11 protein-coding genes are annotated in these 14,401 nt (G+C 36.3%); 5 read left to right on the top strand and 6 right to left on the bottom strand.

Annotated features, from left to right (window positions below):
* Positions 1-242 precede the first annotated feature (242 nt).
* The gene (locus tag BKH40_RS08155; RefSeq protein ID WP_095278524.1) at positions 243-1,616 is read left to right on the top strand and encodes a hypothetical protein; all 1,374 of its coding nucleotides are present in this window, start codon (positions 243-245) and stop codon (positions 1,614-1,616) included.
* 901 nt (positions 1,617-2,517) lie between these two features.
* Here the strand turns inward: BKH40_RS08155 and BKH40_RS08150 are convergent.
* The 5 genes from BKH40_RS08150 to BKH40_RS08130 all read right to left on the bottom strand — a co-directional run bounded on the left by BKH40_RS08150 (position 2,518) and on the right by BKH40_RS08130 (position 7,240).
* Positions 2,518-3,348: a MetQ/NlpA family ABC transporter substrate-binding protein gene (locus BKH40_RS08150; RefSeq protein WP_095278522.1), complete on the bottom strand. Its 831-nt coding sequence runs from the start codon at positions 3,346-3,348 to the stop codon at positions 2,518-2,520.
* Between the two features lie 8 nt (positions 3,349-3,356).
* On the bottom strand, positions 3,357-4,067 hold the full coding sequence (locus BKH40_RS08145) for a methionine ABC transporter permease (protein WP_095278521.1): 711 nt from the start codon (positions 4,065-4,067) through the stop codon (positions 3,357-3,359).
* Positions 4,068-4,069: 2 nt separating this feature from the next.
* Complete coding sequence (locus BKH40_RS08140) at positions 4,070-4,474, bottom strand: hypothetical protein (RefSeq protein WP_095278520.1); 405 nt, start codon at positions 4,472-4,474, stop codon at positions 4,070-4,072.
* 94 nt (positions 4,475-4,568) lie between these two features.
* Entirely contained in the window at positions 4,569-5,999 is a 1,431-nt protein-coding gene (murC, locus tag BKH40_RS08135; protein ID WP_095278519.1) for a UDP-N-acetylmuramate--L-alanine ligase, read from the bottom strand.
* A gap of 38 nt (positions 6,000-6,037) precedes the next feature.
* A complete protein-coding gene (locus tag BKH40_RS08130; RefSeq protein ID WP_095278517.1) occupies positions 6,038-7,240 on the bottom strand; it encodes a succinyldiaminopimelate transaminase in 1,203 nt (400 codons plus the stop codon).
* Positions 7,241-7,396: 156 nt separating this feature from the next.
* Here BKH40_RS08130 and BKH40_RS08125 point away from each other — a divergent pair, with 156 nt between their 5' ends.
* The 4 genes from BKH40_RS08125 to BKH40_RS08110 are packed head-to-tail and all read left to right on the top strand — an operon-like array spanning position 7,397 to position 12,347.
* On the top strand, positions 7,397-8,320 hold the full coding sequence (locus BKH40_RS08125; RefSeq protein WP_095278526.1) for a tRNA-dihydrouridine synthase: 924 nt from the start codon (positions 7,397-7,399) through the stop codon (positions 8,318-8,320).
* 12 nt (positions 8,321-8,332) lie between these two features.
* Positions 8,333-9,217 (top strand): hypothetical protein, encoded by an 885-nt coding sequence (locus BKH40_RS08120; RefSeq protein WP_095278516.1) that lies wholly within the window; start codon positions 8,333-8,335, stop codon positions 9,215-9,217.
* The gene (locus BKH40_RS08115) at positions 9,204-11,255 is read left to right on the top strand and encodes an extracellular solute-binding protein (protein WP_257842543.1); all 2,052 of its coding nucleotides are present in this window, start codon (positions 9,204-9,206) and stop codon (positions 11,253-11,255) included. Before BKH40_RS08120 ends, BKH40_RS08115 begins: the two co-directional genes overlap by 14 nt.
* Before the next feature lie 3 nt (positions 11,256-11,258).
* The gene (locus BKH40_RS08110; RefSeq protein ID WP_095278515.1) at positions 11,259-12,347 is read left to right on the top strand and encodes a hypothetical protein; all 1,089 of its coding nucleotides are present in this window, start codon (positions 11,259-11,261) and stop codon (positions 12,345-12,347) included.
* A gap of 426 nt (positions 12,348-12,773) precedes the next feature.
* On the opposite strand, the gene BKH40_RS08105 is transcribed toward BKH40_RS08110, so the two are convergent.
* Positions 12,774-14,159 carry a hypothetical protein gene (locus tag BKH40_RS08105; RefSeq protein ID WP_095278514.1) on the bottom strand — a complete coding sequence of 462 codons (1,386 nt, stop codon included), beginning with the start codon at positions 14,157-14,159 and terminating at the stop codon, positions 12,774-12,776.
* Positions 14,160-14,401: the final 242 nt, after the last annotated feature.

Below are 14,401 nucleotides of genomic sequence, written 5' to 3'. Positions count from 1 at the left end.
TTTAACTTTATCTTTGTTTTTTAACTTTTAGTTTCATATTTCATGTTTCATGTTTCATCTTTCATCTTTTATGTTTTATGTTTTATGTTTTATGTTTTATGTTTTATGTTTTATGTTTTATGTTTTACCTTTTACCTTTTACCTTAACTTTCATATTAGCTTTTTACTTTTAATCCTTAAATTGATCTTATCTTTATCTTAACTCTTACTTAAAAGTAACTCTTGATGAAAATGGCAGTTTTATGAACTCATCTAATAGTGTAGCTGGTGGTGCAAGTGTGCTAAATGGGGCGACTGGAGCCAATTCAGTGCTTAGTGGAATTTCACTTAGTGCCATAAACCAACCCCTTGCAGCAGCCTTAGATAATCAGGCTGCTGCAGTGCAAAATTTACAAGATTCTTTAAGTCAATTATCAAATAATTTAAACACTAATCAAAATCAAGTATCAGATATCATGTCTATAGCTTTTAAAAACTCTGATAATACTGGTTTTATATACCAACGATTACAACAAAAACAAAATGCCCCAGTTACAACTCAAAATCCTCAAAGTAGAAAAGATAGCGATATAAGAGTTGCTAGTACACAGACATTTGTATCTGGGGAAAGATTCCTATCAGACATGAAAGTACTTTTGGATAAAAATCAATACACCCTATCTCCAGAGCAAAGAGGGACTCCAGAAACCATTAGAGATAATAATATCTTTCAAAGTAGAACTGGTTTAGTTCAAAACGCACAAGCCTTAACTGCCGCTATAGCAGAGAGTACGAGTAAGAATACTAGCTCTTTAATGGATAGAATAGATGCTTTTAGAAATGCTGCTAATGCAGTTCAAAGGCAACAAAATATTGATGCTATAAACAACCCAACCTTTATAGCTGCAGCTAATGCACAAACACAAGCTTTAGCTGCTCTAAATGCTGCAGCTCAAAATGTGGATAATGCTATCAAAGCTAATCAGGCAAATGTTCAAGCCATAAATAATGCCGTCTCAAATGGAGTGGATGCCAACTTTTTCGCAGCAGGTGTTACAGCATGGGAAGATCCAATAACTGCAAAAAACACTGTGCCAGCTTCTAATGCTATGTACTCAATACTACGTGATGGTATAAAAACTGACACAAATGGCAACACGCAAAATAGTCTTGATTACAAGCTTGGAAGCAACAAAGTTTCAATAGACAAAGTTACAGATCCAAATAAAATATTTAACAGTAGTACTGCTAAGGTTACCACTCCAGGGCTTGAGGCAAGTATAGATGCTGTTAATAAAGCTATAAATCAAGGCGATCCAGCTAATGGCGTTAAAAGTCTAAAGCAAGCAGTTGCTGATGTTGCCAAAACTACTCAAAATCTTGCCACTATAAGAACAGTGATAGCTGCAGCAACTGCCTCATCTAACGCATCTTTAGCTGCAGCAAGCAAAGACGCTGCAGCTAAACGTAACAATGCTGTAACTATCTTACCTACAGCAAAAGCTGGTATAGTTGCTTTCTTTGGTAAACATCAATCTGTATCAGTAGAGTATCAATACTATTTTAGAAATACTAATCCAAACTTTACTAGTGGTGAAGTAACTCTAAACTATGCTTATTACTTTGGCGGAAAGTAGATTCTATAAATGAAAATAGGATAAGGTAGTATAAAGCAAGATAAAGCTTAAGCTAAAAGTAAAGATTAGATTCTAAAACTAGAATCTAATAAATCCTAGCAAATACTAATTTGATACTAGTCCTCTAACAAGGACTAGTATGTAACTTTAAAACAAGCATCCAGCTTTAAACAAAACTAAGCTAATCTAAAACCAAAATAAACTAAAACTAATTACTTAACTAAACTAATCCTTCATATCCCTCCAATCTAAAATAAGAGAGAGAAAGACTACCTTCTAGGTAGTCTGTAACAATCATTAAAGCTGCCTTACAGCTTTAATGCCTTCTCCAGAACGTTTGTGTTTATATTAAAACTTATGAGCTTGGCTTATACAATGCAGTATAAAACACTTATCTACTTACCACATCAACGCTAGAGTATCTCCTAGCATCAAGATGGAAGTAAAAAGCAGTATAAATGCTATCATGTGCTGGAATGAATATAACTGCGGCAATTTGTAGCTTAATATAGTCTTAATGCAGGATCGCCATGCCCTGCATTCTTACACTCCTAGCTTTAAGCCTTAGGCGTTAGGTCCAAAAGTAAGCCCTTCCTTTTAAAAACTCTAGCTTTTTTCACAGTTTAAAACTGATAGTTTAAAGTTACATTAGCACCTATCCCTACATACTCTAACACTATCCCATAGTCTGCTTTAAGGCTAGCTTTTACATAAAAGCTCTTATAACTTTTACTTAAAGCCCCTAGTAAAGATTAACCCTCACTAATGCCACTTAAAGATATAAGCAAAATTTTTAGAAATAATAAGTGTGGAAGTAGTAAGGCAGGAGGTAGTAAGTAGAAGCTAGCCTAGCTATCTAAGACATGCATAAATGTCTTTTGATGCATAAGCTAGCTAAGTGCTAAAATGCTGGTATAACAGAGCCTTTGAAGTGGGCTTCTATATAATCTTTTACACTTTGACTTTGAAGGGCAGCTTTAAGTTTTAAGATAGCAGGATTATTAACCTCATCTTTTCTAACTACTAGCCAGTTACCATAAGGTGAAGTTTTATCTTCTGCGATAACTGCATCTTGTGGTTTTAAGCCCGCTTCAAGGGCAAAGTTGCCATTTATAACAGCAGCTGTTACATCACTTAGGTTTTTAGGTAAAAGGGCAGAATCTAGAGGCTTTATAGCAAGCTTTTTAGGGTTTTCTACTATGTCATTTTCTGTAGATACTAGACTAGTTGGGTCTTTTAGCTTTATAAGACCATGGGCTTGAAGTAGTAAAAGTGCGCGCCCTTCATTACTTGGGTCATTAGGCACTGCTATGCTATCACCATCTTTTAGCTCATCTATACTCTTAATCTTCTTAGAGTAAAGCCCCATAGGCTCAACATGTATATCAGCTATAGCTACAAGCCCAAGGTTGCGCTCTTTGTTCATGACGTCAAGATACTGCTTAGTTTGGAAGAAGTTAGCATCTAGTGACTTATCACTTAGGCTGATGTTAGGAGTTACATAGTCAGTAAACTCTACTACTTGTAAGTCTACGCCCTCTTTTTTAAGCTCTGGCTTGATGAAGTTTAAAATCTCAGCGTGAGGTAAAGGTGTAGCACCAACTTTTAAAACTGTCAACTTTGTGGAATCTGTGCCTGAGGTGCTATCTTTGGCGTGATTTGTGCCTTCGCTACTGCAACCCGCAAGTATAAGCATAACTGCTGCTATGAATGCAAAACTTAGTTTTTTCATTAAATCTCCTATCTATGTTTTCTTAACCGCTTGACTATAAAGTCACCAATTGACTGTATAAGCTGAACCATTATTATAATAAGCACTACTGAATATAGCAACATCTCAGTGTTGTACTTATAGTAACCTTCTCTCATAGCCAAGTCTCCAAGCCCTCCAGCACCTAATGCACCAGCCATAGCTGAGTAACCAACTAGGTTTATAACCGTAACTACTATGGCGTTAATAAGGGCTGGCATGCTTTCAGCTATCATCATCTTAATGATAGTAAACTTACTAGCCCCTAGGCTTTTACTAGCCTCTACTAGCCCTTTATCTACCTCATCTAAAGCACTTTCAAAAAGCCTAGCTATAAAAGGCGTAGCACTTATAAAAAGTGAGATGATGGCTGCAGTGGAGCCTATACTTGTGCCTATAACTAGCCTTGAAAGAGGTATAAGCAAGATAACTAAGATGATAAAAGGAAAGGATCTAACCACATTAACTATGCTTCCTACAGTCTTATTTAAAGAGATCATAGGTATAAGGCCGCCTTTTTTAGACACACACAAAAATACACCTAGCGGTAAGCCAAAAATGACAGCTAGGACACATGAAAAAAAGACCATATAAAGTGTCTCAAAAAAGCTTTTAGCTAGTAAAAAGCCTGTCTGATTAGTAAAGATAGCCCTTAAAACTTCTATAAATATGGAATCTAAAAAACTTAAAACTGTTTGCATATCTAGTCTCTTATAACAGCACTTTCTGTAGGCTCTACATCAGTGCTTGGTGGGATTATCTTAGTGCAGCGTTGAAGGTCTATGATATAGCCTTGAAGCTTATCTTTGCCAACAAAGCTTAAAGACGTACTTAGGAATCTAAAATCTTCTTTATTTACCCTTATCTCTTGGTTATTAAAAGAGCATATTAAAGTACTACCTCTTTCAAAAGCTAACTGCATGTTTTGTACGTGGGTGTCAAACTTAGACTGCTTTATGCTATAGGCAACTATACCTGCTATGATGATTATAATCACTACTATGGCTATCACTTTGTTATACCACTTAGTGCTTTGATAGTTATTAATGATGATATATAGCAAGCCTATGGCGATAAGTGCGAGGATAATTATAAATACTAAAGTCATTGTGTCCTTTCTTAAAAGCGTGTTTTTAATGCTTTTTAAGCCTTTTGCAAGATGCTTTTTTAGCTATCTTAGTTGTGCTTTTTAATTGCACTAATTAGTCTTGACCTCTAAGCTGATTAGTTATATCACCAGCACCAAGTCCTACTATAAAGCCAGAATCTAGATTTAATATAACCTCTCCTTTTTCATTTAACACTTCTAAGATCTCACCTTTAAGTCTAACTTGTGCGGCGATAACTGGGTTATAGTCTTTAAAAACCTCTCCTAAGTCTATATCTATCTTTTTCTCACTAGCTGCCCATACAGGTAAGATTATAAGCTTGTCTGCTAGATTAAAGCAGGTCTTAAAGTCTTCTAGGTTAGCTAGTAGCCTTGAGTACTTATGAGGCTGAAATATAGCAGTGATGGGTGCTTTTTTAAAAGGCATAGAGTGTAAGTCTCTATAAAGATCTACAGAATCTAATGTAGCCCTTATCTCAGTTGGATGGTGGGCGTAGTCATCTATGATGCAAGGTCTAGTAGCACTTATAGTTTGTAAGATGTCAAAGCGCTTTTTAGTACCTCTAAACTTTTTAAGATTATATATTAGATAGTCTAAGTCTACTGGCTTATTTAGCTCTTCTAAAAAAGCAATGCTTGCTAGGAGACTAAGGGCGGCATTTAGCACGACGTGAGATCCTAGACCATAGACTGTGATATCTTTTGTGATAGTTTTAGATTCTAGACCTAAAAAGCCAGTTTTAGAATCTAGCTTCATTGTAAACTTTGTCACTGGCAAGTTTTCTTCAACCCCTGTGCTATCTAAGCCACAAAAGACATTTAGTCCTATATCCTCTTTAGGATTTAAGACAACCACTCTAGTTGAAACTAAGCCTTTATCTAAAAACTCTTTACTTACTTCATCTTCTGCGTTTAAAACTGCAACCTTAGCACTATTTATAAAATCCAAATAAGACTTTTTTAAAAGCTCATAGTTATCTTCATAACTTTCAAGGTGCTCTGCTTCTATATTGGTTACACAAGCTACTAGGGGGTTTGAGTGTAAAAAACTGCCATCACTTTCATCTGCTTCAAAGATTAACTCTTTGCTTAAGACTTCTCTAACGTTGCTATTAAACTCCTTGCTTATAGCGCCTATTAATGCACCAAAGTTAGGCAGTAAAGAAGCAAGCATGGCAGTAGTACTAGACTTGCCGTGCGCCCCACACACACTTAGGACACTTTTTTCTTGGAGAATGAAGCTTAGTGCATCTTTTCTTGAAAGCACTGGGATTTGAAGCTTTTTAGCAGCTACTATCTCGCAGTTATCTGGCTTTATAATGGCTGAGTGGATAACTAAGTCGATGTTACTTTTTATGGCATCAGGACTATGTGGGATGCTTATCTTTACGCCTTGGCTTTCAAGCATTTTTGTGATTTTATTACTAGTGATGTCACTTCCACTTATGATATGCCCTTGTGCTTTTAGGTAGATGCTAAGGGCTGAGATGCCTATACCGCCTATGCCTATAAAATGTATCCTCATATCTTGCCTTTCTTTAGTTGTTATGCCTTTGTTTAGGCTTATTTGCTTTTTATGCTATCGCAAGGATTTTCTGCGATGAAGTCATCTCTGTAGTGTTTTATGGTCTGAAGTGCTGGTTTTAGTGCTTCTACTTCTTGGGTTAAAGCTATCCTTACGTAGTCGCAGCCTTGGGCGTTCCTCCCTAGGTAGCTTCCTGGAAGCACTAAGATTCCATGTTTTTCATAAAGCCCTTGTGTAAAGCTTTCATCATTAAAAAGTAAAACTTTTTTAGAGTTAGTTATATGCACTTCATCACAGTCTTGGATTTTCAGCCAGACGTAAAATGTATAAGGTTCAACACTGCCAAAGATGTCTTTAGCTAGGGTTAGATTCTTAGCAAACTTTTCTCTTATCTCTTCATGGTAGCTAAACTCACGCCACGACACACTGCTAGCTTTTTGCAAAGGGATAGGTATGCTAGTGCCTACGTAACTTCTATAGGTTTTATACTCCTTTAATATATTAGCATCACCTGCTACAAAGCCACTTCTTAGACCGGGTGCACTTGCTAGTTTTGAAAGAGAGTTAACTACAAGGATGTTTTTAAAGTTAGTATTACCCACAGCAAGACTTGCTTCAAGCAAACTTGCCGGTTTGGAATCTAGATAGATAGAGCCATAGCACTCATCATTTATAAGTAAAAAGTCATGTTTTAAGGCTAGGTTTACCCACTCTTTTAACTCTTCTAAACTTAGTGTTTTACCAGTTGGGTTATTAGGTGAGTTTAAGATAACTAAGTCTACTTGAGAAGCGATCTTAGAATCTAGTCTTGGTGTAAAGCCATTTTTCTCACTTAGATCCATTAAATGTATACTTGCTTTTGAGGCAAGGGCTGCACCTTCATAAATCTGATAGAAAGGATTGCAAAATGCCATTAGAGGATTAGTCTTAGAAGCTAAGTAAAACTGAGGAAAGTTAAAAAGTACTTCTCTACTACCAAAAGTTGGTATCAACTCTTCTTTTTTTAGATCTATTTGGAATCTATGTTTAACAAAGGCAAGCTCGGATTCTACTAACTCAGCTATAGCTTCATTTTTAGGATAAAAGCTTATATCGCTTGCATTTTGCACTAAGGCTTCTATAGTCTTTTTTGAAGCACCAAATGCGGGCTCTCCTATACTTAGGTTTAGTACATCTTTTGGTGCCTCGCAGCCCTCTAGTAGCTTTCGTAGTAGGTCAAATGGATATGGGTTGAAACGCAAAGGCTCTCCTTAGGTGTTACTTTGTTATAAAGTGTATAAGATGTAAATTGTAATATATAATTTAGAACTTATTACATTAGCTTGGAGATACTTTTGGATTCTAGAGATGAGATAATAGAGCATTTACTAGCTAGAAAGCTAAAACGACCACTACTTATGCTTGCACCCATGGCAGGTTATAGCGACCTACCTTTTAGAAGTCTAGTTAAAAACTTTGGTGTAGATATAACAGTAAGTGAGATGGTAAGTGTTAACGCCCTAGCTTATGCTAATGCTAAAACTTTAAAGATGACAGAAGCTAGTAAGGATGAAAAACCTTTTAGCTTGCAGCTTGCAGGGCACGACTTAGAAGTGATAAAAAAAGCCCTTGATAAGGTAGAAGCCTTAAGCCACGTTGATATAGTCGACTTTAACTGTGGCTGCCCAGCCCCCAAAGTAAGCTCTCATGGTAATGGCTCAGCCCTCTTAAAAGACTTAGAATCTTTTGTAAAGATACTACGTTTTATAAGGGCTAACTCTAGCAAAAAGCTTTTTAGTGTTAAAGTAAGACTTGGCTTTGATAAAAAGATCCCGAAAGATATAGCAGAGGCTATAAATGAAAGCGGGGTTGACTTCTGTGTCGTACACGCTAGAACTAAAGTAGATGCTTATAAAAAAGATCGCATAGACTATGAAAGTGTAGCCTTGATGAAAGAAATAGTAAAAGTGCCTTTGATTGCTAATGGCGAGATAAACGCGCTAGAAGACTATAAAAACGTGATGGCTATCACAAAAGCAGATGGTGCTATGATAGGGAGGGGGGCTCTAAAAGCCCCTTGGATTTTTTACCAGATAAGAAGTGATAGCCTAGAAGTGCCAAACTTAGTGCTTAAAAGCATAGTCTTAAAGCATTTTGAAGAGATGTATAGATTCTATGGGGACTTTGGAGTTATCATGTTTAGAAAAAACCTCCACGCCTACACTAAAGGCCTTCCAAATGCAAGTGAGTATAGAGACTTTGTAAATAGGACTAAAGACTATAAGGTGTTAAAAGATTCTATAGAATCTTTTTTTGAAAATACATTAAAACTAGAAGCTTAAAAAGGTAAAAAGATGCACAAGATAGTTTTTGCATTTCTTGCAAGTCTTACTTTAGGGGGTTTAGAAGCAAAGGCCTACTTTTTACTAGGCTATGGCACTAGTTTAAGTCCTAATGGACTACAAGCTACTATACAAAATCAAATAGGCAAAGATAACATAAAAGGCGATATACAAAGTGCTAGCTACAAAGGCGCTATAGATAATATTAATGACTTTTATGTAGGCTCCCAGCTAGACTTAGATAAATGGCATATCTTTAACCTTAGAGCCCTAGTAAACTTTAGCTTTGCTAATAATGGCTACTTTCAAAACGCTACTAATAGAAAACATACAGATGGTGCTAAGACCTACACACCAGCAAGAGCCCCAGTAGTTAATAGTGATGGCAGCACGACTTTTACTCCTGAAAGCTTTGCACAAGTGCCGCTAACACCAGATTCCTTACCTAAAAATATGTTTCTTGTAAACTATGGCATAAACGTAGATGCAGGAGTAAACCTCCCTATATCTTATCTTTTAAACACCTTTCTTGCTGATAAGATTCCAAAACTCCCTCCACTTTTAATAGGCGTCTTTGGAGGGCTAGGCTTTGAGTTTAGCTCTTTAAGCGTTGGTACTTATGACCCAGGAATTTATAATAATACTAGTGTAAATAGTAGTGATAGTATCTATCTTGCAGGTGGAGGTGTGGTAGTACGCTTTGGAGGTAGCTTACGACTAGGTGAAAATCTAAGGGTTGATCTAGGAGTAAAGATGCCTTTTGCTGATATAGCAGGAGAGCGTTACTACCAATTCCCACTAGGAGAAAGTGACACTTTTAAACAGCAAATCTTAACTCAAAAGTTTTTAGTAAACCAATATCCATTCTGGCAAATGAGTATTAATGCACTTTTCTAGTCCTAGTCTAAAAAAACAAAGCTTTTTTAAAAGCCTACTTAGAATCTGCTTTTTAACAGTCATCTTTTTGCTAGCACTTAGTGCATTTACAGCTGTATTTGCTAGTGAGTATGAAGCCAATGGACATGAAGGCCATGACCATGGAAGCCCTTCTATAATGCTAGATGATAAGCCCACAGTACAGCCTATAAAGATAACTAAAGACTTAGAGCCACCTTCTAACTTTAAAGATGGCGGCTTAGTAGATGACACCCGTGCTAAGCTTTATACTAAGTGGCAAACCTCCATTGCACTTATCCAAAAAGCAAAACATGACAAAGCTAAGTACTTCCCTTATGCTAATCCAAACGCACCAAAAGGTGGCACTTTAAGAAGCTATGGTCTTGGTGGCTTTGATAGTTTGAATATGTTTGTTTTAAAAGGTAATGGTGCTTCAGGTCTTAATCTTATCTATGAGACACTTATGACCCAAAGCTTAGATGAGCCCTATGCCATCTACCCACTTATAGCCAAAGAAGTAAGTGTAGCTAAGGATAACTCAGGGGTTAGATTTAAGCTTGATCCTAGTGCTAAGTTTAGCGATGGTGTGCCTATAACTAGTGAAGATGTAAAGTTTAGCTTTTATACTTTGATAGATAAAGGAAGCCCAGCTTATGCAAGATACTATGCGGGCATAGAAAAAGTAGTCATCATCAATAAGTATGAAGTTGAGTTTCTTTTTAGAACTACTCAAAACATAGAACTACCACTTATAACTACCACCTTACCCATACTACCAGAGCACTACTATATGAAAGATGGGAAAAATACTTTTGGAGATAGCAACCTAACTATGCCTCTAGGCAGTGGTCCTTACATACTTAAAAGTTATAGCTTAAACAAAAAGCTAGTCTATGAGAAAAACCCTAACTACTGGAGTGGTAACCTTCCTATAAACAAAGGCTCTTATAACTTTAAGTATATAGTTTATGACTACTACAAAGATGACGGTATAGCCTTGCAGGGCTTTTTAAGTGGGGGCTATGACTACAGAGTGGAATCTAGTGCAAAAAACTGGGCACTAGGCTATAAGGGTAAGAGCTTAAATCAAAAAAAGTTTAAGATGCTTGAGATTAGACACTCTTTAGGTGCTAGTATGCAAGGCTTTTATATGAACACTAGAAGAGCTTTGCTAAGTGATATAGTTTTAAGAAAAGCACTTACTTTGGCCTTTGACTTTAAGTGGAGCAATGAGAATCTTTTCTTCTCTCAGTACGTTAGGACAAAAAGCTACTTTGAAAATAGCATCTACTCAAGCCATGCTACATCCACCCTTCCAACTGGCGAGGAACTAAAGCTTTTAATGCCTTATAGTTCAGAGTTACCTAAAGGCTTTTTTGACCACGAGGTAGTCTTAAGTCTAAAAGATAGGCGAACTAGTCTAATGGCTGCCCAAAAGATGCTTCATGATGTAGGCTATAAGGTTAAAGATGACCAGCTTTATACGCCAAAAGGGCAAAAAGTAGAACTAACTATGCTTTTAGATAGCGAGCTTTTTACGCGCGTAGTTTTGCCTTACGCTAAGAATCTTAAAGCACTTGGTATCAAGCTAAGTGTTAGGGTAGTAGATGAAGCCCAGTATCAAAATATGCTTAACTCTTTTGACTATGACATGATAGTCTCTAATATCTGGCAAAGCCCCTATCCCGGGAGTGAGCAAAGCTACTACTTTGGAAGTGAAAGTGCTGATATCAAGGGATCTTCAAACTACTCAGGCATAAAAGATAAAGTAGTTGATGCTTTAATAAAAAAGCTTAATGAGACTAGTGATCAAGACTTACGCATAGCTATTATAAGGGCTATGGATAGAGTTTTGATGTGGGGGTACTACGTCGTGCCACACTATTATGGGCCATTTTTTAGGATAGCTATATCTAATAATATAAAGACGCCAAAAGTCTTTCCAAAGTACGGTGTAAGCCCTTATCTTTGGTGGAGTGCTAACCCTAAAGAAAAGTATGAAGAGCCTTACTATGAAGATACGCAAGATAAGAGGTAGCAGATGAAAAAGATAACTTATACGCTTTTAGCAAGCCTTACTTTTTTAAGTGTGCTGCAAGCACAAAACTTAGATGCTAAGCAAGATTTAAGTGGCACACAGGACTTAAGTGCTTTAAGCACACAGGACTTAAGCACTACTACAAAAGCCACAAAAGACCTTCAAAGCCCCTCTGCAGCAGGCACTAAAACAAAGTCTTCAAAAAGCAAAGATTCTATATATGACTATTGGCAAGTGGCTGCTAACTTTGCCAAAGAGAGAGATAACTTTAAACACGACATCTACATAGATACAACTTATAACTTTGTCAAGTCTAGATCAAGTCTTTCTCTTTTTGGGCTTGATGCAGGATATATGCATAGAGTTAGAAAAGATGTGCTTGTAAGTGGTGGTCTTATGTACCTAAGCACAAAGCTTGCAAGCTTTCCTACTACTTGCAAGGATGCCCTTTGTGATGTCTTAGGCTTTCAAAAGATGGCAGCACAAAGTGCTAGGGATAACACCTTTAACCTTTCTTCATTTGGCTTTAATATAGGTGCACTTTATAACATAAAAGGCTTTAATCTTAGTGCTTATATAGCCTATCTTGGCTCACTTGCTAGCGACTTTGGTAGCACTCACGCTAAAGATTCTTATACTTTTAATCTCTCCTCAAGCTATGACTATTACTTTTATAACTTTAGCTTTAAGCCCTATCTTAGTTTAGATTCCATGCTTTTTAGTAGCTATGATGAAACCAGCCTTAAGCTTAATAACATAGCTTTGATGTTTGATGTAGGACTTAAGGGGGCTTATACTTATAAGGACACTTCCTACTTTGCCAACCTCTCATATAATGGCATCTATAACGCCTATGGGGAGAACTTAGACCTAGTCTTTAAGGGCACTTCTTATATCACAGATAGGCTTTATAACACGCCTGCTATCTTGCCTTTAGTTTATACTTATAATGACTTCTTAAGCCTTGAGCTAGGGGCTTTAAGCAAAAGTTATAAAAGCTTTTATGTAAAAGCTAGCCTTAAAGCAGACTATGGGATAGTGCTAGAGTACGTAGGGATAGGTGCTAATGTAACTTTAAACTATCAGTTTTAAACTGTGAAGAAAGCTAGAGTTTTTAAGAGGAAGTACTTACTTTTAGACCTAACATCTAAGGCTTAAAGCTAGGAGTTAGCATAACTCAGGGCATAGCGATCCTGCATTAAGATTCCATAGATAGCAAATACTGTGGTGATTAAAGACTACCTTAAAGATAGTCTTTTATTTTTATTTTAGGTTTGTTTTAGCTTGTTTTGTTTTAAAGATAAATACTAGTCCTTGTTAGAGGACTAGTTTTAAATTAGTATTTGCTAGGGTTTTTTAGATTCTTAAAGTTTTAGAATCTAATCTTTACTTTTAGCTTAAACTTTATCCTACCTTACTTAGATTCTATTTTTATTTATAGAATCTATTTCTTTCCAAGTTACTAGGATTTTTTAGATTCTATTTTCTAACTTAGAATCTACTTCTACTCATAACTTCCTACTTCCCACCAAAGTAATAAGCATAGTTTAGAGTTACTTCACCACTAGTAAAGTTTGGATTAGTATTTCTAAAGTAGTATTGATACTCAACTGATACAGATTGATGTTTACCAAAGAAAGCAACTATACCAGCTTTAGCAGTAGGTAAGATTGTAGGGGCTTTGTTGCGTTTAGAGGCATTGTTGGCTGCAGCACCGACTACTTTGTTTTGACCGATAGCAACAGCAAGTACTGCGTTTGCCACTTTCTTATTAGCTGCTTCGACATTTGCCACCGCTTGTTTTAACGTTAGTATAGCTCTCCCTGTAGTTGCATCTTTGAGCTCGGTAGAACTCTGCTTGGTATAAGTATCAGAAGTTGAATTACCATCTTTTAGTGTATTAACAACAGTACTAACGCTAGTAACTTTACCATCACTATCCCCATTTACAATATTAGATATATTTTGAGCACTGTCTTGTAAGGCATTGGAGGTTGCAATCAATGATTTTAGCCCTATAGTTCCATTTGTTCCATTTACTAAAGACTGCGCATTAGTTGCCAATCTAGAGCCACTAGAGTTTATATTAGTGGTAGTATTAAGAGCGCTCCAGCCATCTTCACTAACATTGAAAGCTGCACTATATTGGATTTTCCCATTAGCACTTCTCACAATAGAATTTGTTCTTGCAGTATTGATTGCTGCTAATTGGGCTACATTACTTTGAACGGCAGTCTGAAGTGCTGTGAGCGTATTTCTAAGATCGCTTAATGCTTCTTGCTGTTGATTTCTGGCTGCAAGTACAGTTGGATCTTGAGATAAAGAGCCCAAGCTAGAACTTACATTCACCCTAGCTTGATCTACTTGGTTAATTAATTGAGATAGCTCGGCAGAAGCATTATTGATAGAGTTATTTGGTGTATTTCCATTTGTACCAGATAGCAGAGTATTATTACCATTTACTATACTATTTAGGCTTGTTCCTAAAGCTGAAAGAGTTAGATTACTTGGAGCATTAACAGTAAGATTTGTTAAAGTTGAGTTTAAACCTAAATTATACAAATTAAGTGCATCATCAGCCTTGTTTTGAAGTTGTAGCATATTTGCTTGCCCAACAGCAAAAGTACTTGCATTGTTTGATGTAGAAGTTAATTTGTAAAACTTTATTGCATTATTTAAATTAACATCAGCGCTCCTTAAATTACTAGCTTCCACATCACTCAATCTTGCATTATTTGTACTTATAATTCCAAGCTTATCTACTAGACTATCCAGCTGTTGCATGGCTTTATCAAGTGTGTTTGAAGTGGAAATTAATGTTGGATTATTAAGTGCAAAAGCTGCCACATTTAGCCCCGTAGCCCCTGCCAAAACTGCACTACTTGCAGCAGAAGATGAGTTCATAAAACTGCCATTTTCATCAAGAGTTACTTTTAAGTAAGAGTTAAGATAAAGATAAGATCAATTTAAGGATTAAAAGTAAAAAGCTAATATGAAAGTTAAGGTAAAAGGTAAAAGGTAAAACATAAAACATAAAACATAAAACATAAAACATAAAACATAAAACATAAAACATAAAAGATGAAAGATGAAACATGAAACATGAAATATGAAACTAAAAGTTAAAAAACAAAGATAAAGTTAAA

This window comes from Helicobacter sp. 11S02629-2, from assembly GCF_002272875.1.
Classification (GTDB): domain Bacteria; phylum Campylobacterota; class Campylobacteria; order Campylobacterales; family Helicobacteraceae; genus Helicobacter_I.
Note: the sequence above shows the minus strand (reverse complement) of the source record. Positions and strands in the feature narration are given on the sequence as shown.